The sequence below is a fragment of the Mesobacillus thioparans genome, from assembly GCF_965138835.1.
GTDB lineage: Bacteria > Bacillota > Bacilli > Bacillales > Cytobacillaceae > Mesobacillus > Mesobacillus thioparans.
Window position 1 is genome coordinate 383823 of sequence record NZ_CBCSFH010000001.1, and the last position, 24907, is coordinate 408729.

General features: G+C 42.5%; 29 protein-coding genes. 8 read left to right on the top strand and 21 right to left on the bottom strand.

Going from position 1 to position 24907, the window contains the following annotated elements:
- Positions 1-95: 95 nt before the first annotated feature.
- The 7 genes from ACNAZ4_RS02015 to cyoE form a co-directional block, all read right to left on the bottom strand.
- On the bottom strand, positions 96-560 hold the full coding sequence (locus ACNAZ4_RS02015) for a DUF420 domain-containing protein (protein ID WP_415812513.1): 465 nt from the start codon (positions 558-560) through the stop codon (positions 96-98).
- A gap of 147 nt (positions 561-707) precedes the next feature.
- Positions 708-1619 carry a cytochrome c oxidase assembly factor CtaG gene (ctaG, locus tag ACNAZ4_RS02020; protein ID WP_415812514.1) on the bottom strand — a complete coding sequence of 304 codons (912 nt, stop codon included), beginning with the start codon at positions 1617-1619 and terminating at the stop codon, positions 708-710.
- A 158-nt stretch (positions 1620-1777) separates the two neighbouring features.
- Positions 1778-2113, bottom strand: coding sequence for a cytochrome c oxidase subunit IVB (ctaF, locus tag ACNAZ4_RS02025; protein ID WP_415812515.1), 336 nt, complete (start codon positions 2111-2113; stop codon positions 1778-1780).
- Positions 2114-2117: 4 nt separating this feature from the next.
- Positions 2118-2747, bottom strand: coding sequence for a cytochrome (ubi)quinol oxidase subunit III (locus ACNAZ4_RS02030; RefSeq protein ID WP_415812516.1), 630 nt, complete (start codon positions 2745-2747; stop codon positions 2118-2120).
- Entirely contained in the window at positions 2747-4618 is a 1872-nt protein-coding gene (gene ctaD, locus ACNAZ4_RS02035; protein WP_415812517.1) for a cytochrome c oxidase subunit I, read from the bottom strand. The genes ACNAZ4_RS02030 and ctaD overlap by 1 nt, the downstream gene beginning before the upstream one ends.
- 31 nt (positions 4619-4649) lie before the next feature.
- On the bottom strand, positions 4650-5723 hold the full coding sequence (coxB, locus tag ACNAZ4_RS02040; RefSeq protein WP_415812518.1) for a cytochrome c oxidase subunit II: 1074 nt from the start codon (positions 5721-5723) through the stop codon (positions 4650-4652).
- Between the two features lie 100 nt (positions 5724-5823).
- Entirely contained in the window at positions 5824-6750 is a 927-nt protein-coding gene (gene cyoE, locus ACNAZ4_RS02045; RefSeq protein ID WP_415812519.1) for a heme o synthase, read from the bottom strand.
- Between the two features lie 616 nt (positions 6751-7366).
- On the opposite strand from cyoE, the gene ACNAZ4_RS02050 reads away from it, so the two are divergent.
- On the top strand, positions 7367-8323 hold the full coding sequence (locus tag ACNAZ4_RS02050) for a COX15/CtaA family protein (protein WP_415812520.1): 957 nt from the start codon (positions 7367-7369) through the stop codon (positions 8321-8323).
- Positions 8324-8558: 235 nt separating this feature from the next.
- On the opposite strand, the gene ACNAZ4_RS02055 is transcribed toward ACNAZ4_RS02050, so the two are convergent.
- Complete coding sequence (locus ACNAZ4_RS02055) at positions 8559-9767, bottom strand: FtsW/RodA/SpoVE family cell cycle protein (RefSeq protein ID WP_415812521.1); 1209 nt, start codon at positions 9765-9767, stop codon at positions 8559-8561.
- Positions 9768-10161: 394 nt separating this feature from the next.
- Positions 10162-10443 carry an Fpa/YlaN family protein gene (locus tag ACNAZ4_RS02060; protein ID WP_415812522.1) on the bottom strand — a complete coding sequence of 94 codons (282 nt, stop codon included), beginning with the start codon at positions 10441-10443 and terminating at the stop codon, positions 10162-10164.
- 189 nt (positions 10444-10632) lie between these two features.
- On the opposite strand from ACNAZ4_RS02060, the gene ACNAZ4_RS02065 reads away from it, so the two are divergent.
- A complete protein-coding gene (locus ACNAZ4_RS02065) occupies positions 10633-11133 on the top strand; it encodes a peptidyl-prolyl cis-trans isomerase (protein WP_415812523.1) in 501 nt (166 codons plus the stop codon).
- A gap of 95 nt (positions 11134-11228) precedes the next feature.
- Here the strand turns inward: ACNAZ4_RS02065 and ACNAZ4_RS02070 are convergent, their stop codons facing one another.
- Positions 11229-12569 carry a PhoH family protein gene (locus ACNAZ4_RS02070; RefSeq protein WP_415812524.1) on the bottom strand — a complete coding sequence of 447 codons (1341 nt, stop codon included), beginning with the start codon at positions 12567-12569 and terminating at the stop codon, positions 11229-11231.
- A gap of 192 nt (positions 12570-12761) precedes the next feature.
- Between ACNAZ4_RS02070 and ACNAZ4_RS02075 the strand changes: the two genes are divergently transcribed.
- A complete protein-coding gene (locus tag ACNAZ4_RS02075; protein WP_415812525.1) occupies positions 12762-13349 on the top strand; it encodes a YhcN/YlaJ family sporulation lipoprotein in 588 nt (195 codons plus the stop codon).
- A 26-nt stretch (positions 13350-13375) separates the two neighbouring features.
- On the opposite strand, the gene ACNAZ4_RS02080 is transcribed toward ACNAZ4_RS02075, so the two are convergent.
- Entirely contained in the window at positions 13376-13831 is a 456-nt protein-coding gene (locus ACNAZ4_RS02080; RefSeq protein WP_415812526.1) for a pyridoxamine 5'-phosphate oxidase family protein, read from the bottom strand.
- Between the two features lie 156 nt (positions 13832-13987).
- Between ACNAZ4_RS02080 and ACNAZ4_RS02085 the strand changes: the two genes are divergently transcribed.
- Positions 13988-14188 carry a YlaI family protein gene (locus ACNAZ4_RS02085; RefSeq protein WP_415812527.1) on the top strand — a complete coding sequence of 67 codons (201 nt, stop codon included), beginning with the start codon at positions 13988-13990 and terminating at the stop codon, positions 14186-14188.
- 616 nt (positions 14189-14804) lie between these two features.
- Here the strand turns inward: ACNAZ4_RS02085 and ACNAZ4_RS02090 are convergent.
- From ACNAZ4_RS02090 to typA, 3 genes are read right to left on the bottom strand one after another with little or no spacing between them, the layout of a single operon-like run.
- Complete coding sequence (locus ACNAZ4_RS02090; RefSeq protein ID WP_415812528.1) at positions 14805-15098, bottom strand: hypothetical protein; 294 nt, start codon at positions 15096-15098, stop codon at positions 14805-14807.
- A gap of 11 nt (positions 15099-15109) precedes the next feature.
- Positions 15110-15424, bottom strand: coding sequence for a YlaH-like family protein (locus ACNAZ4_RS02095; RefSeq protein WP_415812529.1), 315 nt, complete (start codon positions 15422-15424; stop codon positions 15110-15112).
- A 19-nt stretch (positions 15425-15443) separates the two neighbouring features.
- Positions 15444-17279, bottom strand: coding sequence for a translational GTPase TypA (gene typA, locus ACNAZ4_RS02100; RefSeq protein WP_415812530.1), 1836 nt, complete (start codon positions 17277-17279; stop codon positions 15444-15446).
- 153 nt (positions 17280-17432) lie between these two features.
- On the opposite strand from typA, the gene ACNAZ4_RS02105 reads away from it, so the two are divergent.
- Complete coding sequence (locus ACNAZ4_RS02105) at positions 17433-17618, top strand: YlaF family protein (protein ID WP_415812531.1); 186 nt, start codon at positions 17433-17435, stop codon at positions 17616-17618.
- Between the two features lie 33 nt (positions 17619-17651).
- On the opposite strand, the gene ACNAZ4_RS02110 is transcribed toward ACNAZ4_RS02105, so the two are convergent.
- From ACNAZ4_RS02110 to ACNAZ4_RS02120, 3 genes are all read right to left on the bottom strand, one after another.
- Complete coding sequence (locus ACNAZ4_RS02110; protein WP_415812532.1) at positions 17652-18113, bottom strand: GNAT family N-acetyltransferase; 462 nt, start codon at positions 18111-18113, stop codon at positions 17652-17654.
- Positions 18107-18910 carry an inositol monophosphatase family protein gene (locus tag ACNAZ4_RS02115; protein WP_415812533.1) on the bottom strand — a complete coding sequence of 268 codons (804 nt, stop codon included), beginning with the start codon at positions 18908-18910 and terminating at the stop codon, positions 18107-18109. Before ACNAZ4_RS02115 ends, ACNAZ4_RS02110 begins: the two co-directional genes overlap by 7 nt.
- A 247-nt stretch (positions 18911-19157) precedes the next feature.
- Entirely contained in the window at positions 19158-19352 is a 195-nt protein-coding gene (locus ACNAZ4_RS02120; RefSeq protein ID WP_079508291.1) for a hypothetical protein, read from the bottom strand.
- Between the two features lie 166 nt (positions 19353-19518).
- Between ACNAZ4_RS02120 and ACNAZ4_RS02125 the strand changes: the two genes are divergently transcribed.
- Positions 19519-20139, top strand: coding sequence for a YktB family protein (locus tag ACNAZ4_RS02125; RefSeq protein WP_415812534.1), 621 nt, complete (start codon positions 19519-19521; stop codon positions 20137-20139).
- A gap of 118 nt (positions 20140-20257) precedes the next feature.
- Here ACNAZ4_RS02125 and ACNAZ4_RS02130 read toward each other — a convergent pair whose 3' ends face one another.
- On the bottom strand, positions 20258-20548 hold the full coding sequence (locus ACNAZ4_RS02130) for a UPF0223 family protein (RefSeq protein WP_415812535.1): 291 nt from the start codon (positions 20546-20548) through the stop codon (positions 20258-20260).
- A 110-nt stretch (positions 20549-20658) separates the two neighbouring features.
- Positions 20659-21618, bottom strand: coding sequence for an NAD(P)H-dependent flavin oxidoreductase (locus tag ACNAZ4_RS02135; protein ID WP_415812536.1), 960 nt, complete (start codon positions 21616-21618; stop codon positions 20659-20661).
- 220 nt (positions 21619-21838) lie between these two features.
- Here ACNAZ4_RS02135 and ACNAZ4_RS02140 point away from each other — a divergent pair, with 220 nt between their 5' ends.
- A complete protein-coding gene (locus tag ACNAZ4_RS02140) occupies positions 21839-23308 on the top strand; it encodes an aminotransferase class I/II-fold pyridoxal phosphate-dependent enzyme (RefSeq protein WP_415812537.1) in 1470 nt (489 codons plus the stop codon).
- Positions 23309-23563: 255 nt separating this feature from the next.
- Here the strand turns inward: ACNAZ4_RS02140 and ACNAZ4_RS02145 are convergent, their stop codons facing one another.
- The gene (locus ACNAZ4_RS02145) at positions 23564-23686 is read right to left on the bottom strand and encodes a GapA-binding peptide SR1P (protein WP_079508283.1); all 123 of its coding nucleotides are present in this window, start codon (positions 23684-23686) and stop codon (positions 23564-23566) included.
- 320 nt (positions 23687-24006) lie between these two features.
- Entirely contained in the window at positions 24007-24306 is a 300-nt protein-coding gene (locus ACNAZ4_RS02150) for a DUF3055 domain-containing protein (protein WP_415812538.1), read from the bottom strand.
- A gap of 158 nt (positions 24307-24464) precedes the next feature.
- Here ACNAZ4_RS02150 and ACNAZ4_RS02155 point away from each other — a divergent pair, with 158 nt between their 5' ends.
- Positions 24465-24899, top strand: coding sequence for a DUF1885 family protein (locus ACNAZ4_RS02155; RefSeq protein WP_415812539.1), 435 nt, complete (start codon positions 24465-24467; stop codon positions 24897-24899).
- Positions 24900-24907 lie beyond the last annotated feature (8 nt).

Below are 24907 nucleotides of genomic sequence, written 5' to 3' on the forward strand. Positions count from 1 at the left end.
GCTAAATCCCCCTTTATACAACTTAATAAATTCGCCTTCAGAAAAGGAAATACCTGCAAAAGAAAAAACATTGCTGTACGCAATGTTTTTGGTGATTATGTCCCTAGTATTGCTTTGATTACTGAAGTAGTGTCTCCGCCCTTATAAAAGACATATAGAAGCAGATAAACAGCGACACCTGTTATTCCTGTGAAAAACCAGACAATGCTTGTGACTGGCCCAAGCTTGCGATGGCGTTCAAGTTTGTTCTTGTAGCCTGTATAGAGAGAGATGATTCCTAGCACTGCACCAATTGTTGCAAGTGTGATATGGAAGATCAAAAAAACTGTGTAATAGATTTTGATATCATCAGGCCCTCCAAAAGATGTGTTGCCAATGAAAATTGTCCTTGTAGCATAAATCACAAAAAAGATGATCGCAAATATGCCGGCAAGAGTCATTGTCTTGCGGTGCTTTTCAATCTTCCTTTGTTTTATCTGGGCCCAGCCAATTGCCACTGTAATTGCACTAAGCACGATAAACGTCGTGCTGATCGTAGGCAGAATCGGTAAATTCGACATTTCACTTTCCCTCTCAATCATTATTTCTCCATAAGGTTAATTGTAGGTTACAAGCCTCTATTTTTCAATCTTTGATTGGCTTATTAATGTGAAAAATCAAGTGAAAAATAAAAGCTTCCATAAAAAAGGAAGCTTTTACAAATCATTTCATTTTACTGGCTGTGGTGCGCTGGCAAGATTGATTGCATCCTGTTCGGCCTGATGTTCCTCTTCATTCCTGAACCATTGGAAGAACGCATATCCAAGGAAAATGCCATATACAATTTCCTGAATGACCTTCATAATTACTCCGCCTAGCTGCTGGTCATGCAAAAGCGAAATGGAACTGAAGGTTTCGGGACCACTCAGGTTCAAGGTAGAAAGCGTTGAAGGCGGTACGCATAGTTTCAGGGCTTCTCCCCAGGCATTCGGATCTGAAAAAGTTGCATACATTGGTGTATCCGCAAAAATGATAAGAGCGCATGCCGGGGTGATCAATATACCGTCTGCAAAGATATATCCCATCTTTTTTACGCCTGATAATGTTTGGTACTCTTCCAATTTGTTGACTAAAGGCCACCACATGAACATTGCAAGTATAAATAGTATTGCCGTGTAACCTGCATGCAGCCACATATCCGTTTTGACAAAGTCAAAGATCAATGGAATATGGTAAATCGAGAATATCCCATTAAACAAGATCAAGGCAATCAGCGGCTTGGTGAAAAAGCGGAACAACGGATCGACAGCCTTAAGGGAAAGAAATGACCTCCACAGCCAATCAGGCAGGCCGAAAATCAATAGAGGCGGCACGACTAAGTAAAGGATTGCCATTTGAATCATGTGCATATAAAACATGATATGGGCCATCAAATCAACAGGTGAGCCTTTGATGATATACAGCACAATTATCGCTGAGGTAAAGTAGACAGCCTGTTTTCGTGTTGCACGTGTACCTTCCTTAAAACGACCATAGTATTTAAACACAATTAGATAATAAGCAGCTAATAGAGCAGCCAGCACAAGCAAAAATACCGGGCTCCACAGGGCTCTGAATCCGAATATATCTAGAGTAAGCATCTTTTTTCACCCCGTCATGTTTTAGAACTTTACTCTCATTATACTTCCATTGGTATGCAACATCAATGAAACGGCACTTCCATTAAATGCAAATCTAGCGACTATCATAGAAAAAATCGGCTGAGTCAGCCGATTTTCTCCTCAAGTCATATTTTTGTTTACCACCAGATGATTGTACTGAAAGCAAGGATCGTTACTGCACCCACAAGCACTCCTGAATACAGGAATAATGATGGAGCTTCATGTCCTTTATGACTCATGTGCATGAAATAGTAAAGTTGGAAAATCACTTGAACTACAGCAAGCAACAGGATGAACGGAACTGTGAACCAGCCTGAGAATCCTTCATATCCAACTGCAGCAAAGGCAACAAGTGTCAAGAAAATCATCAATGCAAAGGAAACGATTTGGTATCTCATCTCTTCGGCGCTTTTTTTGCGGCGATATTCGACGTCCACTCTTGGGTTCCCTGAACTTGGTTGTTGATTAGCCATCAGTTTATCCCACCATTCCCATTAGATATACAACCGTGAAGATGAATACCCATACAACGTCGATGAAGTGCCAGTAAAGGCTGGCCACATAAAACTTAGGAGCGTTATAGAGATTCAGTCCACGCTTGGAGTTACGGACCATCAAAGTCGTGATCCACAGCAAACCAAATGCTACGTGACCTCCGTGGAAGCCTACTAGAGTATAGAAGGCAGAACCGAAAGCACTGCTAGTAAAAGTATGCCCAAATTCGTGTACATAGTGATTGAACTCATAAATTTCAAGTCCAAGGAAAGCTGCTCCAAGCAGAACAGTCAATCCAAGCCAAAGCTGCATCTTTTTGAAATTGAAATTCTTCATATGATACATAGCATATACACTTGTCAAAGAACTTGTTAAAAGCAGCATTGTCGCTGCAAAAGCAAGTGGTATTTCGAAAATATCTTTTGCGAGTGCATGGTCAGCGCTCGGAACTTTATCCTTCAATGCAAGGTAAGTCGCGAATAATGTTGCGAACAAAACGGTTTCTCCACCAAGGAAGAACCAAAAGCCCAAAAATTTGTTCTTTGCTTCGAGGGTTGCTTTTTCAGGCTCGGCAGGCCATGTTTCATATGTGAATTTTTCTTCAGCTTGCATTATGCCTTTACCCCCTTATCATCTTCATCATCCATCAAGTCTTCTTTATGAATATGGAAACCATGATCATCTTTAATGGAGCGTACGAACATTGCTCCTAATGTTACAGCCATTCCGAGAATCAGTACCAGTAAGCCCCAGCTAGTCTCAGCGCGGTACATTGCACCGAACGCTGCGATGAATAGGCCAAGTGCGATTACGAATGGAATGAAAGAATTATTCGGCATATGGATATCGCCAAGTGGTTCAGCAGGCGTCATAGCCTTTTTGCCTTCCATTTTCTCAAGCCAGTATGCATCAAGACCGCGTACAAGCGGAAGCTGTTTGAAGTTGTAGAATGGCGGCGGTGAAGCGATAGCCCACTCAAGTGTACGGCCATCTCCCCAAGGGTCATTCCCAACCTTTTCGTTTTTAACAGTTGTAATCACTACATTGATCAAAAGTACGATAACAGCTACTGCCATGAATGCAGCACCGATTGAACTGATCAAGTTTCCAGTTTCAAGACCCTGTCCTGGAAGGAATGTGAAGATACGACGTGGCATCCCCATCAATCCAAGGAAGTGCTGGATGAAGAATGTTAAATGGAAACCAATCAGGAATAACCAGAAAGTGATTTTTCCAAGAGTTTCGTTTAGCATTGTTCCGAACATTTTTGGCCAGTACAGGTGAGCACCTGCAAATAGCGCGAATACAACACCACCGACGATTACGTAGTGGAAGTGAGCGACAACGAAATACGTGTCGTGATACTGATAGTCAGCAGCAGCAGAAGCAAGCATGACACCAGTTACACCACCAGCAACAAACGAAGGAATGAAGGCTACTGCCCAAAGCATTGGAGTTGTGAACTTAATGCTTCCTCCCCACATCGTGAACAGCCAGTTGAAAATTTTAATACCTGTTGGGACACCAATTGCCATTGTTGCAACAGCGAAAATCGCATTTGCAATTGGTCCGAGACCCGTTGTAAACATATGGTGAGCCCAAACCATGAATCCAAGGAAACCGATCAATACAGTCGCGAATACCATGGATGAGTAACCAAATAGACGTTTTCTAGAGAAGATTGCGAAAATCTCAGAGAAAATACCGAAAGCCGGCAAAATCAAGATATAAACTTCCGGATGACCAAAGATCCAGAAAAGGTGTTCCCAGATGATCGTATTACCGCCATTAGCTACATGGAAGAAATTCGAACCGAACATACGGTCGAAAATCAATAAGAAAAGACCAACAGTCAATGGAGGGAATGCGAACAGGATCAAAGCAGATGTTACAAATGTTGTCCATGTGAACATCGGCATTCTCATATATGTCATTCCCGGTGCACGCATGTTAACAATCGTTACGAGGAAGTTAATCCCCCCGATTAGTGTACCCGCACCTGAAATCTGCAAACCAAGTGCGTAAAAGTCGATACCATGTGTTTCAGACGCGATCGATAATGAAGCGTAAGAAGTCCAACCAGCATCTGGAGCTCCTCCAAGGAACCATGAAAGGTTAAGGAATACTCCACCAAAGAAGAATAACCAGAATCCTAAAGAGTTCAAGAATGGGAACGCAACGTCACGCGCACCAATCTGGAGTGGCATTACGGCATTCATGAATGCAAAAACAAGCGGCATCGCTGCAAGGAAGATCATCGTCGTTCCGTGCATCGTCAGGATTTCGTTATAGAATCCCGCGCTAACAAAATCGTTATTTGGTACAGCAAGCTGGATACGGATAAATAACGCTTCAAGCCCTCCGAGAAGGAAGAAGAATCCGCCAGCGATTAGATAAAGGATGGCAATTTTCTTATGGTCAACCGTTGTCAGGAAGTCCCATAACGTTGCGCCGAATCCTTTTTTCTGAGTATAGGTACTCACAGTTTTACCTCCCTTTCAAACATATCCCCTTTTATTTCTGGACTTTCAAGCCCATCAGATACTCTGCCAATGCGTCTAGCTCTTCTGGAGAGAGTTCAGGATACTTTCCAGTCATCTTATTTGCTGGCTTATAAGCCTCTGGGTCTTCAAGCCATTTCTTCACATTTTCTTTAGAATGGTCAAGAACACCAGCTACACGGGAACGTTCACCGAAGTTAGACAGGTTAGGACCAACGCGTGCTGCTTCAGGAGCCGTGTTTGCAGGAGTTACTGCATGGCAACCAATACAGCTGTTATTGAAGATTTCCTGTCCTTGCTGAGCAGTTGCTGTTTCAGCCTTAGCAGGTTCTTCTACTGCTTTCATGCTTGCTACCCATTGATCGAATTCAGCACGAGGCATAGCCTTTACTTTGAAGTCCATCAATGCGTGTGAAGGGCCGCAAAGTTCAGCACATTTTCCGAAGAAAAGTCCGCCCACTTCATCAGCTTTTTTACCATCAAACTCAAGCCAGAACTTATTGACGTTGTCGGTATTCGTATCCATCTTTCCTCCGGCAGAAGGAATCCAGAAAGAGTGCTTGACATCAGATGCTTTCAGGTTAAAGTAAACCTTTTCATCTGTCGGCACTACCAATTCCTGGCTAGTGATGATTTCTTCGTTTGGATATTCGAATTCCCACCAATAAAGATTTGCACGGACATTTACTACTAGAGCATCCGTCTTTCCATCAGCATTTTTCTTTTCCATTGGTGACACATCTGCAAACTTGAATGTTGCAGCAACTGTTGGGACAGCTAGAATTAGAAGCAATAAGATCGGAATAACAGTCCAAAGGATCTCCAGCTTGTGGCTTCCTTCAACCTGCTTTGGAATTTCGTTGTCGTTTTTCCTGCGGAACTTCATGACAACATAAATAAAAATGACTGTGACGACAGCAATTACTCCCACCATAATCGCCGTGCTCAACAACATGAGTTCATACTGGGATTGAGCAACTTGACCTGCAGGTTTTAAAGCAGACAAGTAAGGCTCACCACAGCCTGACAAGACTAATGCCATCAATGTGATCAATGATAGCAGACGCCATTTAGCAAGCATCTTCATAGCTTAATTAAACCCCTCTTTCGTAAAAAATCTTATTAATTTGGTTTTAAAATATATGGAAAAATCCTCTCTCAACAAAGAGTGAATCTCCTAACGAAGGTTAGATAAGTGTGACAATTACCATAGCGACAAACATGACAGTTAAGTATTGTAATGAATATACAAACATCAGTTTTGCCCATTTAATATCATCTTTAAGCTTTTCTAGATAGATTCCCAATACAATCCAACCAATATTCAGGACGGTTGCCAGAACCATGAATGAGATACCAAGCTCAGGAAGGAAGAATGGAAGCGGCAATAAAGCCGTAATCCAAAGGTAAATCGATTTCTTCGTCGCCTTGAAGCCTTTAACGACAGGAAGCATTGGAATCCCAGCTGCGCGGTATTCTTCCGCTCTCCTCATGGCCAAGGCATAGAAATGCGGAGGCTGCCATACAAAAACGATGGCAAAAAGCATCCAGGCCATGATATCAAGGTTTGCGTCAACTGCAGCCCAGCCAATTAAAGGCGGAACAGCCCCTGAAATACTGCCGACAATAGTGTTGGAAACAAATTGCCTTTTTGACCACAATGTATATAGAACAACATAACTAAAAACTCCAAACAGCCCGATTACAGCAGCTGTAATGGTTGTAGTAAGCAAGAAGCCTGTGCCGATGCCAATCAGCAAAAAGCTCAACAACGCCACTTTTCCCGGCTGGACTTTCCCGGTGACTGTTGGGCGGTCTTTTGTCCGCTCCATCAAATGGTCGATATCCCGGTCGATATAATTATTCAGGCTGCATGAACCGGCAACGATCAAGGATGAACCAATCAGCGTCGCAAGGATTAAATCAATATTATCCAAGAATCGAGCACCGCTAAAATGAAGTGCGAGCCATAACCCGGTAAAAGTTGTCATCGCATTGGAATTTACTATCCCTACTTTGATTAGTGCAAGAAAATCTTTCATCATCGTCTTCTCCGCAACTGCAGGCTGTCCATTTTCCAATACAGCTTCTGATAAAGCTTTTGAATTAGACATCCATATCCTCCTCCATCTCCTTTTCTTCCAAATTCCTGACACGAATTTTTACAAAAAAAAGAAGAGTATTTTCAAATTTATATCCCAGATAGTTTTCACTATTCTCAACGTGTAAAGGCTGTTAAATGTTTGTGTAGAAAAATAAAGCCTACGTTGTATATTAAATCACACTTCACAACTTTTTTGTGAATTTTTTTTGAACAAAATTTGACTAATTTGTGTCTTACCGCCATTATCCATAAAGATCATTTTTATTGCAAGGAATTTTCATTAGAATTGGATGTTTATTAAAAGGACCGTCGGAGACGTGGTTTTACATATTCTTGGATAATATTTTCTTGAATGCAATAAAGCTGGTATGTAGTCTGTCATTCTGTCAGGGATGATGTTGCCATGAGAATTTTACCGGTAAAACATCTCATTGTCCATCCCGTACAGTTGGTATTGAAAAAAACACATATATTGTGTAGTATCTTAAGTATTGTTTTCTATTCTTTTTCGCCAAACTTCGTTATTATAGGAATAGAATTTTTTATTTTGTACAAGTTTCTTTCATTATACATGTCAAGTTTATAATTTGACAACTTATCGAACTTTGAATGAGCAGGTGATGATTATGAATCGTTCCCTAAAGTGGCTTGCTGTTTTAACCACGATTGGGATGCTTTTTGTTTTACTCGGGGGAGCACTGGTTACCAAAACAGGATCCGGGATGGGCTGTGGCAGGTCCTGGCCGTTATGTAACGGTGAATTCGTTCCTACTGATATTACTCCCGAACTGGTAATTGAACTTGCCCACAGATTGGTGTCGGGCAGCGTCGGTTTCATGGTACTTATCTTATCTATTTGGACATGGAAGGCTATCGGCCATATACGAGAAACAAAGTTCCTGGCTGTTTTATCATTTTTCTTTCTTGTTCTGCAGGCATTGATTGGCGCCGCAGCTGTCGTTTGGGGACAATCCGATTTTGTTCTCGCGCTTCACTTCGGCATATCTCTTATTTCTTTCGCAGCCGTCCTTCTGCTGACTATGCTCATTTTTGAGGTAGATAAGAAGTTCGAGGCTGAAAAATTGGTGATTGATAAGAGAATGAGGTTCCATATTATCGGGCTTTCAGTATACAGTTATATTGTTGTCTATACCGGAGCACTTGTAAGACACACGAATGCAAGCCTCGTTTGCAAGGATTGGCCATTATGTACGAATGGCGGCTCCGTCCTGCCGACCAACCTGTATGAATGGGTGCAGATGGGTCACCGGGCAGCAGCGGGATTCATTTTTATCTGGATCGCCTATGTAACATATATTACCGTAAAGCATTACAAACACGAGAGGGTATTATATTGGGGCTGGATCATCTCCATGGTGCTCGTTTCACTTCAGGTTACAGCCGGAGCGCTGATCATTTATACAAGACTTAATTTGTATATCGCACTGGCACATGCTTTCTTTATTTCAGTATTGTTTGGAGTCTTCAGTTACTTCATCCTTCTTGTATCGAGAAGCAAGAAAAATGCCGCAAGAGTCCAGAATAAATCAGCCGCCGACTTATCTACGGCTACTGTAAAATAAGAAGCTGCAGCGAATGATCGCTGCAGCTTCTTTGTTTTATATTTAGGCTCTTTTCTCAAACTTTGTTGTTTTTGGCTACAAAATTGAATTGAAAGACATATATATCTTCACAAAATTAGAGCTAATTAAGAAGAAAAGAGCCTGCACACTTAATTCCGAACTACAAAATGGGTTATTATCACGTTAAAATCGGCTTTAGGATTTTAACAACAATCTTTACGAAAACAGCCTATATTTACGACCTGAACTTGAATGTGTTCTGGTTTACCATCGCTGGAGCGGGTTTTGGCTGGGACGTCTTGTCCTTTTTGTATTTCTCTTCGTAATTAACAAACATCGAAACATTGACGAGAATTCCCGTTGCTATGGCCAGCTGGAGTAAAGAGGAACCACCATAGCTCACAAATGGCAGCGGCACCCCGGTCAGCGGAATGACGCCGGAAGCTCCACCGAGGTTGACAAACGACTGGATCCCGATCATGCTCGAAATCCCTATTGCCAGCAAGCTTCCAAATGGATCTTTACACTTCAGTCCGATATGGATACCCTTCAACACGATGAACCCCAGGCTCAGCAACACGAATCCTACCCCAAAGATTCCTAACTCCTCGGAGATGACAGCGATGATGAAGTCTGTGTGCGGCTCTGGAAGGTATCCAAGCTTCTGCACGCTTTCGCCAAGGCCTAGTCCTTTAAGTCCTCCTGAACCAATTGCATAATAGGAATTGGCAAGATGGTACCCTGTATTTTGTTCGTCTGTGAACGGATTGCTGTACGCAGTAATTCTGCCCAGCCTTGTTTCCGAGAAGATCTCATCCTGAAGGAAAATAACAAAAGGCGTCAGAAATGCCAGCCCGAATACGATCAGCTTGGTAATGTTTCTTAAACTCATTCCAGAAGAGATAATGATTGTGGCAGCAATCCCAAAAATAATCGCTGCCGTACCGAAGTCTGGCTGGATGGCAACCAGCATGCAAACCAGAAGCAAATAAACAAGGGGCGGAACTACTCCTTTATTGAACTGGTTTATGTAGGCCTGCTTTTTTGCATATACCGCAGATAAGTAAATAATCACGCTCAATTTAGCAAACTCTGATGGCTGAAGGCTTCTTGCACCAAGTTCAAACCAACTGAGAGCATTGTTCGTCACCTTCCCAAATAAAAACAATGCACTTAGTCCTCCCAGGATGAACACGACCATCGGGAGCAATAATTTAGTGCTTTTCATCGCCTTATAGGGGAATAATGCCGTAGTGATGAACAACACAGAAGCAACTAACAAATTAAATTTTTGTTTTTGAAAGAAAAAATCACTTGGATAGTCATACCTTTGAATGGCGGTGACCATGCTGGCACTGTAAACCATGACAAGTCCGAACAAGCATAAGAGCACCACAACAATGATCAATGAATAGTCATAGGATTTCAGTATTTTTTTTAACATTCTCTCTTCCCCATCTTCTAAGTTGTTTAATCTATTCTACTATAAGTTGAAATATCCTGCCTTTGTTTAAGGAAAAGTTATAACGAAATGTAATAAAGTCATGCCTCTGTTATTTTCTAAGGAAATTTCCGACGGGTTTCCTTATTCACTTTAAACAAGACTCTTTTCTCAAACTTTGTTGCTATTGCCTACAAAATAGGATTGATTTACCTAAGATTAGTCACACAATTAACGCTTATTATAAGAAAAGAGCTTGCAAACTTAGTACCGACCTACAAAATGACTATTATCACGTTAAAATCGGCTTTAGGATTTTAACAACAATCTTTACGAAAACAGCTTTAAACAAAAAAACCCAAACATCCACCTCAGGATAAGTTTGAGTTTTTAGGGTTTATTTTTTTAACGAAGCTTCATGCAAAATGGAAAGTTCTCTTTCCAATTGGTCAAGAATAACTTTACCATCTGATTCTTCGATTAAGCCGAGCCTTACTGCAAAGTCTATCTCTCTTGATAATCCAAACATTTGCGTATCCAAAACCTCTTCATAAAGAGGGCATTGAGGCATTGTGAGGTTATCCATTTGCACTTTGATCAGCTTTAATATTTTATCAGCGTCAGCCTTTAACAAGGCATGGGCTTTTTCCTGATGGTTAATAATCATATCAGACGCCAACTTGATCCCCCCGTTTCCGAGCGATTACCCAATCCTATCTATAAATTTTACCCTTAAGCGGACAAAAATGCAAGAATATTAGGGACACAGAATTAATTGGTTTTTCTATTCGGTATAGCTAAAATGACATCCCTGACAAATATCGCTATACTTAAAGAATAACAAGCAGAACAAAGGCAGGAGGAAATTATGGAAACCATCATCCCTATCAAAGGAAAAGTTAAATATAAAATCACCTTGGACTCTGGTGTATGGATTTTTGATGATAGAAAAGTGGATTTGAATACATATTTCATTGATGAGAAGGCAAGCGAAGATCATCTTGAGGAGTACACAAAGTCTGTTTCCAGGCATTGGGACCGTGAAATCATGGAAGGTGCCGTTTATCCGCCGACACTCAAGACTGAAGTGAAATTCGAAAAAGAAAAAGTCCTGACAGGCACTTTCGGGATTCCTTTGAAACCATTTCTTGATAACGCAGAACCAGAGCAGGAGGCAAAGCAGATTGTCATTGAATACGGTGAAAACGAACAGGCAGTGATTCCTCTTGAAGAAGCAGCCGATATCATACTCGGTTTTTCAAAAGACGGCAAGCCATTAAGGGAAGACGGACCATTGCATATTTACTTCAGGGATGGCTCCAATCAAGACCACCCGATCAAGAATGTAACCGGTTTTACTGTCCAATGATATGTATGGTACACGAACGGGCATCCAGCAGGGTGCCCGTTTTTTATTTTTGCTTATGCTGTATCTTGCTGCACGATGATTTGTTCAGCTTCATGCTACTTTAAGATATCAGCAGCCAGCTGGGCAAGCGGCGACCTTTCACCTTTGACAAGCTGGACATGCCCGGAAATCTGCTGATCCTTGAATTTCTCAACCACATACGTTAATCCGTTATTATAGGCATCCAGATATGGATGGTCGATTTGGTCAGGGTCGCCCATCAGGACGATCTTGCTCCGCTCCCCTACCCTTGTGAGGATCGTCTTGATCTCATGCTTTGTTAAGTTCTGTGCTTCATCAATGATGATGAACTGGTCAGGGATACTTCTTCCCCTTATATAAGTCAATGCTTCTACCTCGATTGAACCCATACCTGCGAGGATTGCATCCAGCTCTCCCGGTTTTTTCGTATTGAAAAGGAACTCCAAGTTATCGTAGATAGGCTGCATCCATGGCCTGAGTTTCTCCTGTTTTTCACCTGGCAAAAAACCAAGATCCTTGCCAACAGGCACAATCGGCCGTGCGACAAGCAACTTCTTAAATATGTTCAAATCTTCAGTCTGGAGCAAACCTGTCGCTAAAGCGAGCAAAGTTTTGCCCGTTCCCGCCCGGCCAATCAGGGTGATCAGAGGGATGTCTTGCCGCAAAAGCAATTCCATTGCCATGATTTGCTGAACATTTCTCGGCCTGATTCCCCATGAATGTTTCCCCTCTTGATCGAACACAAGCTTTTTGACTTTTTTATTCTTCGTATCGACCATCCCAATTGCCGATGCGGAACTCCCAAGAATATCCTTCATGATCACAAACTGATTTGGATAAAAAAAGTTTTGTCCCTTTAGTTCTGAGAAATCAAGTTCTCCTTTTGTATAAAAACGGTTAAGCACTTCAATTTCCAGATATATCTCTGCATAGCCGGAATATAGATGGTTCAGTTCCACAACTCTGTCGCTTAAGAAATCCTCTGCTATCAGGCCGATCGCATCTGCTTTTACCCTTACAAGCGCGTCTTTGCTGACCAGGATGACCGGGCGTCCATCTTCTTTTGTTTCTTCTTCCAGACTCAGGTTTTTTGCCACTGCCAGTATCCGGTTGTCATTGGTTTTTTCAACAAATATTTCCTGAAGCTGATGGAACGAACGATGATTTAACTCAATCCTGAGCGTCCCTCCGCCTTCCAGATTGATTTTTTCGTGAAGCTTCCCTGTCTCCCTCATTCCGTCTATAAGCCTCGAAACCTGGCGTGCATTGCGCCCGATTTCATCCATATATCTTTTCTTTGAATCCACTTCCTCCAGAACTACAGCAGGTATGACAACTTCATTGTCTTGAAAGGAAAAGATTGCATGCGGATCCTGTAATAAGACGTTTGTATCCAGTACGTATATTTTACTCAAATTGATGCCTCCCGCCTTCTTGATCTCGGCTCAGGCCAACTTGGCAGCCTTGGCCGGGACTTTGGTAAAATATATGACTTTCTGAATAAAGATAGAAGATATTTTGCACAATAACCTTTGAGCATTTCTTTTTTTATATAACGATGCAGATTGTTTAGTGTTATTTTTAGAATAAATATCCGGAGGGATTTGATGATGATAAGATGGATTGCTGCTATCTCGCTAATTTTTCTATTGACTGCATGCAATGGACAGAACAGCGCAAATGATAACGATCGAAATCATAAGGTCAAGGTGCAGAATAGTGCGATTGAAGGAGTCGACCGCCAATCCGGTCAGAAGATCTCACGCCATCTGGTCGATTTGACTACAAATGTTCCGGATGTAGATGATGCCGCGGCGGTAGTGATAGGACGGTATGCGATCGTCGGAATCGATGTGAATGATAATATGGAGCGGTCAGAAGTGGACACAGTCAAATATACAGTGGCTGAGGCTTTAAGGAAAGACCCGCACGGTGCCAGTGCAGTTGTCGTGGCAGACCCGGACATCACTGCAAGATTGAAGGAAATCGGACAGGATATTAAGAATGGCAAGCCTATCATCGGAATACTAAATGAACTGGCGGATATCACCGGCAGGGTCATGCCAGAGGTGCCTGCCGACATGATTGAACCGCAAACGAATAGTCCAACAGAGGATCCGAAGAAGAAACTTGATCAGGGCGAAAAGAAACAGCTGGAAAAAGATCAGCAGAAACAGTCGAACTATCATAAATAAGGTACAAAAAAAGCTTAGTCTATTGACTAAGCTTTTCTCATGGCATCCATTACTTGATTGTCAAGACGCGCTGCTGCATCCTTATCGTATGTCTTATCGTATTGAGGTTCTGCAACGATTTTCGAACCGTAAAACATAACGTCCCTGACTTCACTGATACTGATTTCTACCAGAGCCAGCTTTAACGGTACTCCTTCAAGCTTTTCCTGCTTGACACTCGCTGTGCCGCTGATTGAATATGTAGATTCATTTGCAATCAGGTTGATGACTGCCTTATCATTGCTTTTAATGTTCTCGATGATTCGAGAGCGGTTATCCACTGCGAAATATAGAGTTGCCTCGTCCTTTGCAAGCACCCATGAAATCGCGCTGACATTAGGGCCGCCTGTTTCATGGTCCACTGTTGCCAAGGTGACAAAACGCTCTTTTTGAAGTTCATCGAACAATGGTTTAATTAACTTTGGTTCTACTTGATTTGCCATATTCACCCTCCTTAAACTATCATAATAGTACTACGAACCGTTATTTTGGGGCAAATCAAACGATTCCCCTTTTTCCGGCTTTAAACAATGATATACTATAATATAATCCAAACTCAAATAGGCTATGTAAGCTAATTATTGATAAGAGGTGCCAGTATGAGAGTCAAATGTGTATTATGCGACAAAATCGAAAATATCAACAGCGATACCCTTCAGGCGAAAAGACTACGTAACCGCCCGATCCATACATATATGTGTGAACCCTGCAGTAAAAGGATTGCCGAGAAAACGAACAACCGGATTGCGACCGGAAATTTCAAACTGTATCGCAGCCGTGTTGAGAAAGATGACTGGTGATCAATATTTGATGATTTGCACCCCTTGATAATAGTAGGGGCGAGATCTGTTGAAGGTGATTCAGACAGCTTTTGGGGTTGTAGCCTGGAATCTGTCTGAATCCTGGTGGTGTTTTGACAGCTTTTCTGCTTTGCACTGTGAACCTGTCCGAAGCCGGGTGTATTTTTGACAGCTTTGTCGCTTCTAGCCTCCAACCTGTCTGAATCTAGGCGTTATTTTGACAGCTTTTCTGCTTTGAACCTCAAACCTGTCCGAATCCGGTGCTTATTTAGACAGCTTTTCGGCTTTTCTCCTCAAACCTGTCTGAATCAGCGCGTTATTTTGACAGCTTTTCTGCTTTGAACCTCAAACCTGTCTGAATCCGGTGCTTATTTAGACAGCTTTTCTGCTTTGAACCTCAAACCTGTCTGAATCAGCGCGTTATTTTGACAGCTTTTCTGCTTTGCGCCACAAACCTGTCTGAATCCGATGCTTATTTGACAACTTTTCCGCTTTGAGCCACCAACCTGTCTTTATTTTATATTCTTAGCCGCTGCCCCAGCTATATCAGTAAATCCAAACCCACATAATTCTATTCAACAGCAAAAAATCCGCCCATTTCTGGGCGGATTTTTCACTATTCTTCTTCCGGGTAGTTCGCATATTTGTCTGGTTCCTGCCTGATTTGATCAAGCATGACTTCGATCAGGTCGCGTGGGAAGCGGTACTCTTTGGAGTTCCCTTCCTGCACGACTGTGACATAATACATCAGTGCGTCCCGTTTTAGTTCTTTTGATTCGACTTTATGTTCTTCGGCAAGGATTTGCTCGAACAGTTGAGTCGTGTCTGCTGCTGCTGTATCTTCTGGCCGGGCGTCGCTGACGATTTTGATGGTCAGCCAATTGTATATTGCATCCTGGAGTGATTTCATTTCCCCAACTCCTATTTGACGTTTGCTTCTGCTTTTTTATGCTGGCGCAGCCTGAGCTTGTAAATGATCAGGATGAGCGCAGCGACCACAAGTCCTTCCGCAATGGGAAGGAAAATAGCGAGGAAGGTCAGGACTGTAGAGCCCAGCAATAGAAATGCGTAGATGATGACACTCTTCAGGACTGGCAGCTTCTGTGCAAATCCAAGTTTATAAACGAGGATGCTCAGAGCGGCAATTGTGAGATACAGCATCCACATTCCAACCGTCGGATTTTCATCTACCCTGAATAATGCTGCAAAAAATGACAATCTTTGGCTTACATCCATACTTCTTCCCCCTACTTAATTAAGCCTCAGCAAATTTCTTCTTTTTAGCCTGTCTTTCGCGCTCATTCTTATCAAGAATCTTTTTGCGGAGTCTGATTGATTCTGGTGTTACTTCGCAATACTCGTCATCGTTCAAGTACTCTAATGATTCTTCTAGTGTCATGATTCTTGGCTTCTTGATGACAGAAGTCTGGTCTTTATTTGCAGAACGGATATTTGTTGCTGCCTTAACCTTCGTGATATTGACTGTGATGTCATTTTCACGAGTGTGTTCACCGACAATCATGCCCTCATAAATTTCAGTACCTGGCTCAACGAAAATCGTTCCGCGGTCTTCTACCTGCATGATACCATAAGTAGATGATTTTCCGGATTCCATTGATACGAGAACACCCTGGCGGCGTCCGCCTACCTGGCCCTGAAGCATTGGCTGATAGCTGTCGAATGTATGGTTAATGATACCATATCCGCGAGTCAATGTTAAAAATTCTGTTGTGTAACCGATCAGTCCGCGTGCCGGCACGTTGAAGATCAATCGAACCTGGCCGCTTCCATTGTTGATCATATCGAGCATTTCGCCTTTACGTGCACCGATTGATTCCATAATGGAACCAGTGTGTTCTTCAGGAACATCGATTTGAACGCGTTCTACCGGTTCACTTCTTACTCCATCAATTACTCGTACGATAACTTCAGGCTTTGATACTTGAAGTTCATAACCTTCACGGCGCATGTTTTCGATCAGGATAGACAGGTGCAATTCACCACGGCCTGAAACGATCCATTCATCAGGTGAGTCCGTATTGTCTACTCTAAGACTAACGTCCGTTTGCAGCTGAGCGCGAAGTCTTTCTTCGATTTTCCTCGCAGTAAGGTATTTACCCTCGCGTCCTGCGAAAGGACTGTTGTTGACTAGGAATGTCATTTGCAGCGTAGGCTCATCGATTCGTAAAACCGGAAGTGGATCCTGATTGTCGAATGGACATACCGTTTCACCAACATTGATGTCTTCCATTCCGGAAACCGCAATTAGATCACCAGCATTTGCTTCCTGGATTTCCTGGCGCTTCAGTCCGAAGAAACCAAAAATCTTTGTAACCCTGAATTGCTTAACTGAACCGTCAAGCTTCATCAATGCTACCTGCTGGCCAACCTTCATTGTACCGCGGAAAACACGGCCGATACCGATTCTACCTACATAGTCATTATAGTCAAGAAGGGCAACCTGGAATTGTAGAGGCTCTTCACGGTTATCAACAGGTGCAGGGATGTGGTCAATGATTGACTCGTATAATGACTGCATATTTTCATCCTGTTTTTCAGGGTCCATGCTTGCTGTTCCGTTGATTGCAGAAGCATAAACAACTGGGAATTCAAGCTGATCCTCATCTGCACCTAGTTCGATAAACAAGTCAATGACTTCATCAACAACCTCAGCAGGACGAGCAAAATCACGGTCAATCTTGTTCACGACCACGATTGGTGTCAAATGCTGTTCAAGTGCCTTCTTCAAAACAAAGCGTGTTTGCGGCATGCAGCCTTCGTATGCATCGACAACAAGCAAGACGCCGTCAACCATTTTCATGATACGCTCAACCTCGCCGCCAAAGTCAGCGTGTCCAGGAGTATCAAGAATGTTAATACGTGTATCTTTATAGGAAATTGCTGTATTTTTCGCGAGGATCGTGATTCCCCGTTCTCTTTCCAAATCATTTGAATCCATTGCGCGCTCTTCGACATGCTCATTTGTACGGAAAGTACCTGATTGCTTCAGAAGCTGGTCGACCAATGTCGTTTTACCATGGTCAACGTGGGCAATGATCGCTATATTTCTAATATCTTCTCTTAATTTCAAAAAAGTCACCCTGCCTTTAATATCATAATTTATCTTTTGGCTTTTTACACAACTTACATATTATAACACAATAAGTGTAGAAACCTAAAAGCATTTTATTGTACAATTAAATATATTATTAATTGCACTAATTGTCGAATGGGGGAATCACCTTTGAAACAGATAAAATGGCCATTATTATTTTTCGCATTTGCAGCTGCTTCATGCATGATTGGGATAGGAATCGCCATCGGTGAACGAAGCATTGCCGGTGCTATCTTCTGTGTCATCGCCCTTGTGTTTGTAATGGGCTTCGGTTTTAAGAAAAAAAAGCAGATGAGAGAAGCAGGAGAGCTTTAGGATAAAAATAAAACCGGCTGGTTTGGCAGCCGGTCAACCGAGAGGGCGGACCATGATCAAAAAGGTCTCGCCCTCATTTTCTTCTGTTTTGAATTGTTCAAACCCGCAATCAGTCAAAAAATTGGACCATTCATATTCATCGATCAAAATTGCAGCGAAGAGAGCTTTATGTCCGCTTGCTTTCAATTCAGCCGAAAGCTCGTCCAGGATCGTCGATGCGATTCCACTTCTCCGTTCATCTGCTTTTACCAGGATCGTACCCAGCCACGGCTTTTGATTGGAGGGAGCAGATTCCACATGGAAAGTGACTGAAACAGGGATGCCTCTTTTTTCCCAGACCCTCCATTCACCTGACAGTTCCTCATACTGCATTAAATAATCAGGCAGATCCAGACCTTTCAACTCATTTTCCATCCATTTCCGGCTGGATTCCGCAAGTTCCTGTAAAAAAACTGAATAAGAACTTGAATATGGACGCCAAGCCAGGTTCACCATTTTCCATCCTTCAGGTAGTTACGCAAAATATCTCCATGCAGGCCAGGTTTCGACACAAACAAGGAATTCTGCTTCAGCATATCCAGCTCTTCTCCCCTGAGGTCTGTGGCCTCTCCGCCAAGCTCCTTGATCATGATGATCCCTGCAGCAATATCCCATGGTGCAAGCCTTGGGGTCATATAGGCATCAATCCTGCCAGTAGCAACATAGACCATTTCCATCGCCGCTGAACCATAGGAACGGGTCCCTCTTACATCTTTGACAAGAGGGATCAGCAATTGATGATCGATCCGTTTATTTGGAGCGACCCAGGTTGCATTGAGTGCAAGGATGGATTCACTGACTTTCGCTTCTGTAAGTTGAGGAATCGGCTTTTCGTTTAGATAAACGCCATTTCCCTTTATGCAATGGTAAAGTTCATCATGGACGACATCATAGATGAGACCGATCATTCCTTCACCATCGATGTAAATGCCAATGGAGATTGCAAAGTTCCGCTGCTGATGGATGAAATTCATTGTTCCATCGATTGGGTCTATTATCCAGACCACCCCAGATAAACTGGTGATCTCATCACCATACCCTTCTTCACCTAAGATTTTGTGGTCAGGGTATGTCCCTTTGATTTTATTGATGAAATATTGCTCTGTTGCTTGATCTATATCCGTCACAAGATCATTCGGATTCGACTTGGACGTCACATTCAATGTTTTGGGAAACGAAGCCCTGATGTTCTCTCCAGCCTCTTTTATCCAGTTTTTCGCATATGTATCAATTTCTTTCAGGTTATATCCCATTCAGTTTTCCCCCGTTCCAATATTTTTTACTATATGAGGAATCTATTTTAGCTTATCGGATTTTCGCTATTTCCATCAAGTATTAGGGTTTCCCTTGTCATGTGTATTACATGCAAGCAGATCAAGTTCAGAAACATAAGAAACGAACTCCGTCTGCATTACAGGAGTTCGTCAAGTGTCTGGATTGCCGCAGTATTCCGTTTGAATAAGCATTTGCCAACTTCTTCTTTCACCTTGCGTTTATTGCTTACAAAGCCTTTAAACGCAATAATTCTTGTCTGATTCTTTCTAGTTTCTGTTTACATTCTTTCATTTTCGGTTTATCTGATTCAGTCATTGCATCAAAAAGTGTCGCTAATTCATAATCCATTTCCAGTCGAAGTACAGCTGTTCTCTGCAGCTCACCATTTCTTTTTCTCGTTGAATTTATGAGTTGTTTCATTATTTACACTCCTCTATTAATTTCTAGTTTTTTATTCATTGTATGAAGCTCCAACTGCCTGTGGTACAAATATGTGCGTTTACCCAGGTCTCCGAAAAGTCCTGCCGCTTCTATTTTTCATAAGCTTTTGCTACAATATTTGACAAAGTACTAGGAGGTTTTTATTTTGTCATTCCAAGGATTCGAAAAAGCAGATTTTGATGTTTTTGAAATTGACGGTCTCGATGAACGAATGGAGGCTTTAAAATCCCAGATCCGCCCTAAACTGGAGCAACTGGGCCAGCACTTCGCCCCGACGCTTTCAAATATTGCCGGCGAAGAAATGCATTATCATGTCGCCAAACATGCCAGAAGGACAAAGAACCCGCCTAAGGATACTTGGGTCGCTTTCGCAAGCAATCCAAGAGGATATAAAATGCTTCCTCATTTCCAAATTGGCCTCTGGGAAACCCATGTCTTCATCTGGTTCGCCGTGATCTACGAAGCACCTGAAAAGGAAGCAATCGGGAAAAAGCTTGAAAAGGATCTTCATTCTATTTTTGCCCGCACTCCTAAGAACTTCTATTGGTCAGGCGATCATATGAAGCCGGAAGCCACGATGCATGGCGAGCTTTCCAATGAAGATCTTCTGGCAATGTTCCAGCGACTCCAAACTGTAAAAAAGGCTGAAATCCTTTGCGGATTGAACATTCCTCGCGAGGAAGCCATTAAGTTAAGCGGTGATGAAATGCTTTCAAAAATTGAGTTTGTATTTAAAGAAACATTACCCCTATATAGAATCGCATAAACCATGAAATGCGCAGGCGACCGCCCATTTTCGACAAGTTTTCCAAAGAATTGGCAGACGGAGCTGGACAATAAGAAAGAGCCCATTTAGCATGGGCTCTTTCTTTGGTTTCAACAAATCATCTTTTGGTCTTTTTAGGGGCGACATTGATCTTCTCGCCTGTTCCGGTTTGCTTGATTTCTTTAACTGCCTGGTAAGAGACATAACCGCTGACTTCTTCAAATTCATTGAAAAGTGTCTTTTCCTGGGCTTTTCCCGGGACGATTTCTTTAAATCGTCTGTATGCCAGAAGCAGAGTGTCGCGCTCAATTCCTTTTTCATATGCTTTTTCAATGCATTCGTAAAAATGGATGACATCGACAATTTCATCAGTCGACCATGTGTGGTCGATTGGATACTGGTATTCCATGTGTGCTCACCTGCTTTTTTCCTGTGCCAGGGAACTGCCTGCCCCTGCCACCTTTATTATGTTAATCGATTGTACCGTTATTTATCTGGTAGCGCAAGCACCGCAGCCCCTTAACTCCTCCATGTTGTCCTGATAGCTTCTGCTTCTTTGATGATCCTATCAAACAGCTCTGCGACTGTAGGCGAGTCCTTGATCAATCCCATCACCTGTCCAGCCCAGCCAAAACCATTTTCATCATCACCATTATAGATATATTTTCGGTTTGCAGTCCCGCTTATCAATTCCTTTAGATCGTCATAGCCACCGCCTTGCTTCTCTATCTCAAGGATTCTTTCAGTCAATGGATTGGCAATCGCTCTTGCCGGCATGCCAAGCGTTTTTTTTATTACAGTCGTATCATTTTCGCTTCCTTCCACCAGCTTTTGCTTGTACAGTTCATTCGCATGGACGCATTCTTTTGTAGCGATGAAGCGGGTACCCATCTCAATTCCCTCTGCCCCTAGGCTTAATGCTGCCATCAGGCCGCGTCCATCTCCAATTCCACCAGAAGCGATGACCGGGATGCTGACTGCATCGACTACAGCTGGAATCAGCACCATCGTTCCAATATCGCTCTTCCCAAGATGGCCGCCCCCTTCCTGTCCGACAACCATAACTGCGTCTGCTCCCAGCTCTTCCGCTTTTTGTGCCTGCCGCTTCGCTGCCACCAGAACCAATTTTTTTATAGAAGTTCCTTTCAACTGTTCAAAGATTGGCGCCGGGTTGCCTCCTGTCATGGAAATAACCGGAACATCTTCTTCAATCGCGACATCCAGGTAATGCGAAAAAGGCCTTCCATGCTGGCCGATGGCAAAGTTGACTCCAAATGGCTGATCAGTCAGCTCCCTTACCTTATGTATCTCCCTTCTCAATGCATCCGGGTCAGGAAGTGACATCGCGGTGATCTGGCCCAATCCTCCTGCATTCGATACCGCAGCAGCAAGCTCAGAATATGCAAGATAAGCGAGTCCTCCCTGGATAATCGGGTATTGTATTCCTAATAGGCTCGTTACATCTGTTTTCCAGTTCATAGTACCTCTCCTTCACATGTTGAATCATTAATACTTCTCTAATAGAAGCTCTATTTCCTGTTTTCTTGTAGAAGGAATGCCGTTTTTCTGGTTATTATGAAATTCTTTGCAAACACCCTGTTTAGTGCTATAATGCATGTGTTTTATTTTTTTAAAAGCTGAAAAATTATATTAACCTATAAAAAGGGAATCCAATACATTAAAGAGGTGTGATCATCAATTGTCACAAAACGAAACACCACTATTTACTAGCCTGTTGAAACACGCAGAAAAGAATCCGATCCAATTTCATATACCCGGCCATAAGAAAGGCAGCGGGATTGATCCTGAGTTCCGTGAATTCATCGGCGATAATGCCCTGTCCATCGACTTGATCAATATCGGACCGCTTGACGATCTCCATTCACCTAAAGGAATCATCAAGCAGGCACAGGAGCTGGCGGCTGAAGCTTTCGGCGCGGACCACACTTTCTTTTCAGTACAGGGCACAAGCGGCGCGATCATGACGATGATCATGACGGTCTGCGGACCTGGGGATAAAATCATCGTTCCGCGTAACGTGCACAAATCAATCATGTCTGCCATCGTTTTTTCCGGCGCCATTCCGATCTTCATTCACCCAGAGATCGATAAGAAGTTGGGTATTTCCCACGGCATCTCAACAGATTCCGTTGAAAAGGCTCTTGAACAGCATCCGGATGCAAAAGGTTTGCTGGTGATCAATCCAACCTATTTCGGTTTTGCAGCCGATTTAAAGAAGATTGTTGAGATTGCTCATTCTTATGATGTACCGGTATTGGTGGATGAGGCTCATGGGGTCCATATCCATTTCCATGAGGATCTCCCGCTGTCAGCAATGCAGGCAGGTGCCGATATGGCTGCCACCAGCGTGCACAAGCTTGGCGGTTCGATGACCCAAAGCTCTATCCTGAATGTAAAAGAAGGCCTGGTTTCGGCCAAGCGTGTCCAATCCATTATCAGCATGCTGACGACCACATCCACTTCCTATCTGCTGCTTGCATCGTTGGATACAGCGCGGAGAAGGCTTGCCATTGAAGGAAGAGAAATCATCGGCAGGACGATTAAATTGGCGCAATGGATCCGGGGACAAGTAAATGAAATTGAACATCTCTACTGTCCTGGTGAAGACCTGCTTGGAACAAATGCCACCTTTGATTTTGATCCTACAAAAGTACTCATCAGCATCAAAGATTTGAATATCACTGGGTACGAGGTTGAAAACTGGCTTCGTGAAAAATATAATATCGAAGTTGAACTTTCAGATTTATATAATATCCTGTGCATCATCACACCTGGTGACACGCAGAAAGAAGCAGAGATTCTTGTTCAGGCATTGCGTGAGCTTTCTAAGGAATTCCACCACCTGGCTGAAAAAGTCCATGCCGAAGTTATGCTTCCTGATATTCCACTATTGGCTTTGACGCCTAGAGACGCATTTTATGCTGATACAGAGGTTGTTCCTGTCGAGGAATCAGAAGGACGGATCATTGCTGAATTCGTTATGGTGTATCCTCCAGGAATCCCAATATTCATACCGGGCGAAATCATCACCAAAGAAAACCTTGTATATATCAAGACCAATATGGAAGCCGGGCTTCCTGTACAAGGACCTGAGGATGATGAACTTAAATCATTCCGAGTGATCAAGGAACACAAAGCGATCAGATAAGAACAAAAAAAGCGCAAGCGCCTTGTTCAGCCCCGACAAGCGCTGGAGGGCCTGACAGTGAAGTCGTTCTTTGACTTCATTGGCAGGACCGAAACGTCTCGAGGAGTTAGGAGCCGCAGCTAGCCAAGCGTCTCGAGGGGCTAGGCGCTGGATCTGGATTAAGACTCCCATATGTAGTTATTCACACAAAATACTTTTATAATTTCCTAACCAAAAAAGAAGGGCATGCCATCGCGCATGCCCTTTTGTCTATTCTTATCTTTCCTCTGCACCTTCATGGTCGCAGCAGTTGCATTTTTTTGAATATAATACTGTTACTTTCTCATCTTCGAAATGGTCAATTGTAGAATTGCAAGTTTGACAAACGATCGTGCCCATCTTTTCAAACCCCTTTTCATTTTGAATTTTGAAAGCGCTTCATTAACTTCTAAATATATAATAATATAACACTATTAAGATTTCAAGCCTAAATTGTATAACACTTTTATTATTTAAAGGTATTTTTTGCTGCACTCAAACTATTTTTATGTATTCAGGGCAATTAGTATGACACTTTTAATCTTCAGTACTATTTTTTCTAATTATGCTAATAAGCGTGCAGGAATCCTTGATTAAAATCGCCAAAGGGGGGGTTCTTTATAAAATATTTTTGCCCAAAATTAAAACAGACCTGCTGCAGGCCTGTTCGCTTCACACTCTTATTCGTATTGAGTCTGGAAAGGGGCTGTCGGCAATTCTTCATTAAAAAACAGCGCTAGGTCCTCAGCCTGCCGGACTTCTGTAATATGGAATGCTTTCTGTAAATATTCTACGTCTTCTATGTCCTTTGGGTCGAGGAGTGCTGAACGCCCTGTCTGCATGCAGACTACAAGCGGTTTTCCGAAAAACATATTGGTATACACGATCCCAAAGTCATAACGGGTGTCATACGTGGTGAACCCCACAAACCTGACATGAACCTTTTCGTGCTCATCATAAAGCTTTTCGAATAGTTCCATATGCCTCCTCCTTAAAATTAAATATTTAGAATATTATTATAATTCAATTTTGACAAAAAGGCAAGTGCATGTAAAGCTAAAAAGCTTTTATTCTATTGTCAACACTTTTTCAGGAGTGATAAAATGGGAAGGAATAGATAGGAAAAGGGGATTGGACGATGTCTAGTAATGCTTATATAAAACTTGTTCCATCATCATCTCAGCAAGCCATTTCCACAGAAGAACTGAAAGATTTATTTAATTACTACAAAGAAATCACCTCGAAAACAGGCGATCAGGTGGACTGGAATTATGAAAACTCAGCCTTCCCATATGAACTGAAGGAAAAAGCAGATGGCAAAGGTGCTTGGTTTTACCTTGAATCCTCCCAGGACCGTTATCATGCAATCCTGATTGGTGTCGACAAAGAAAACGTTGTCAATGAGGATGGTTCGGAACGCGAACAATCATACATACAAATCACCCTTCCTCCAACTGCAACTGCTGGCGATAAGGGAAAAGCAAATGAATTCAGCAAATTCATCGGGAAGAAACTTCAGGGTGAACTGCATTTATTCAATGGAAGAATCATGTACTTTTACCCTCGTAAATAATTCCTGAA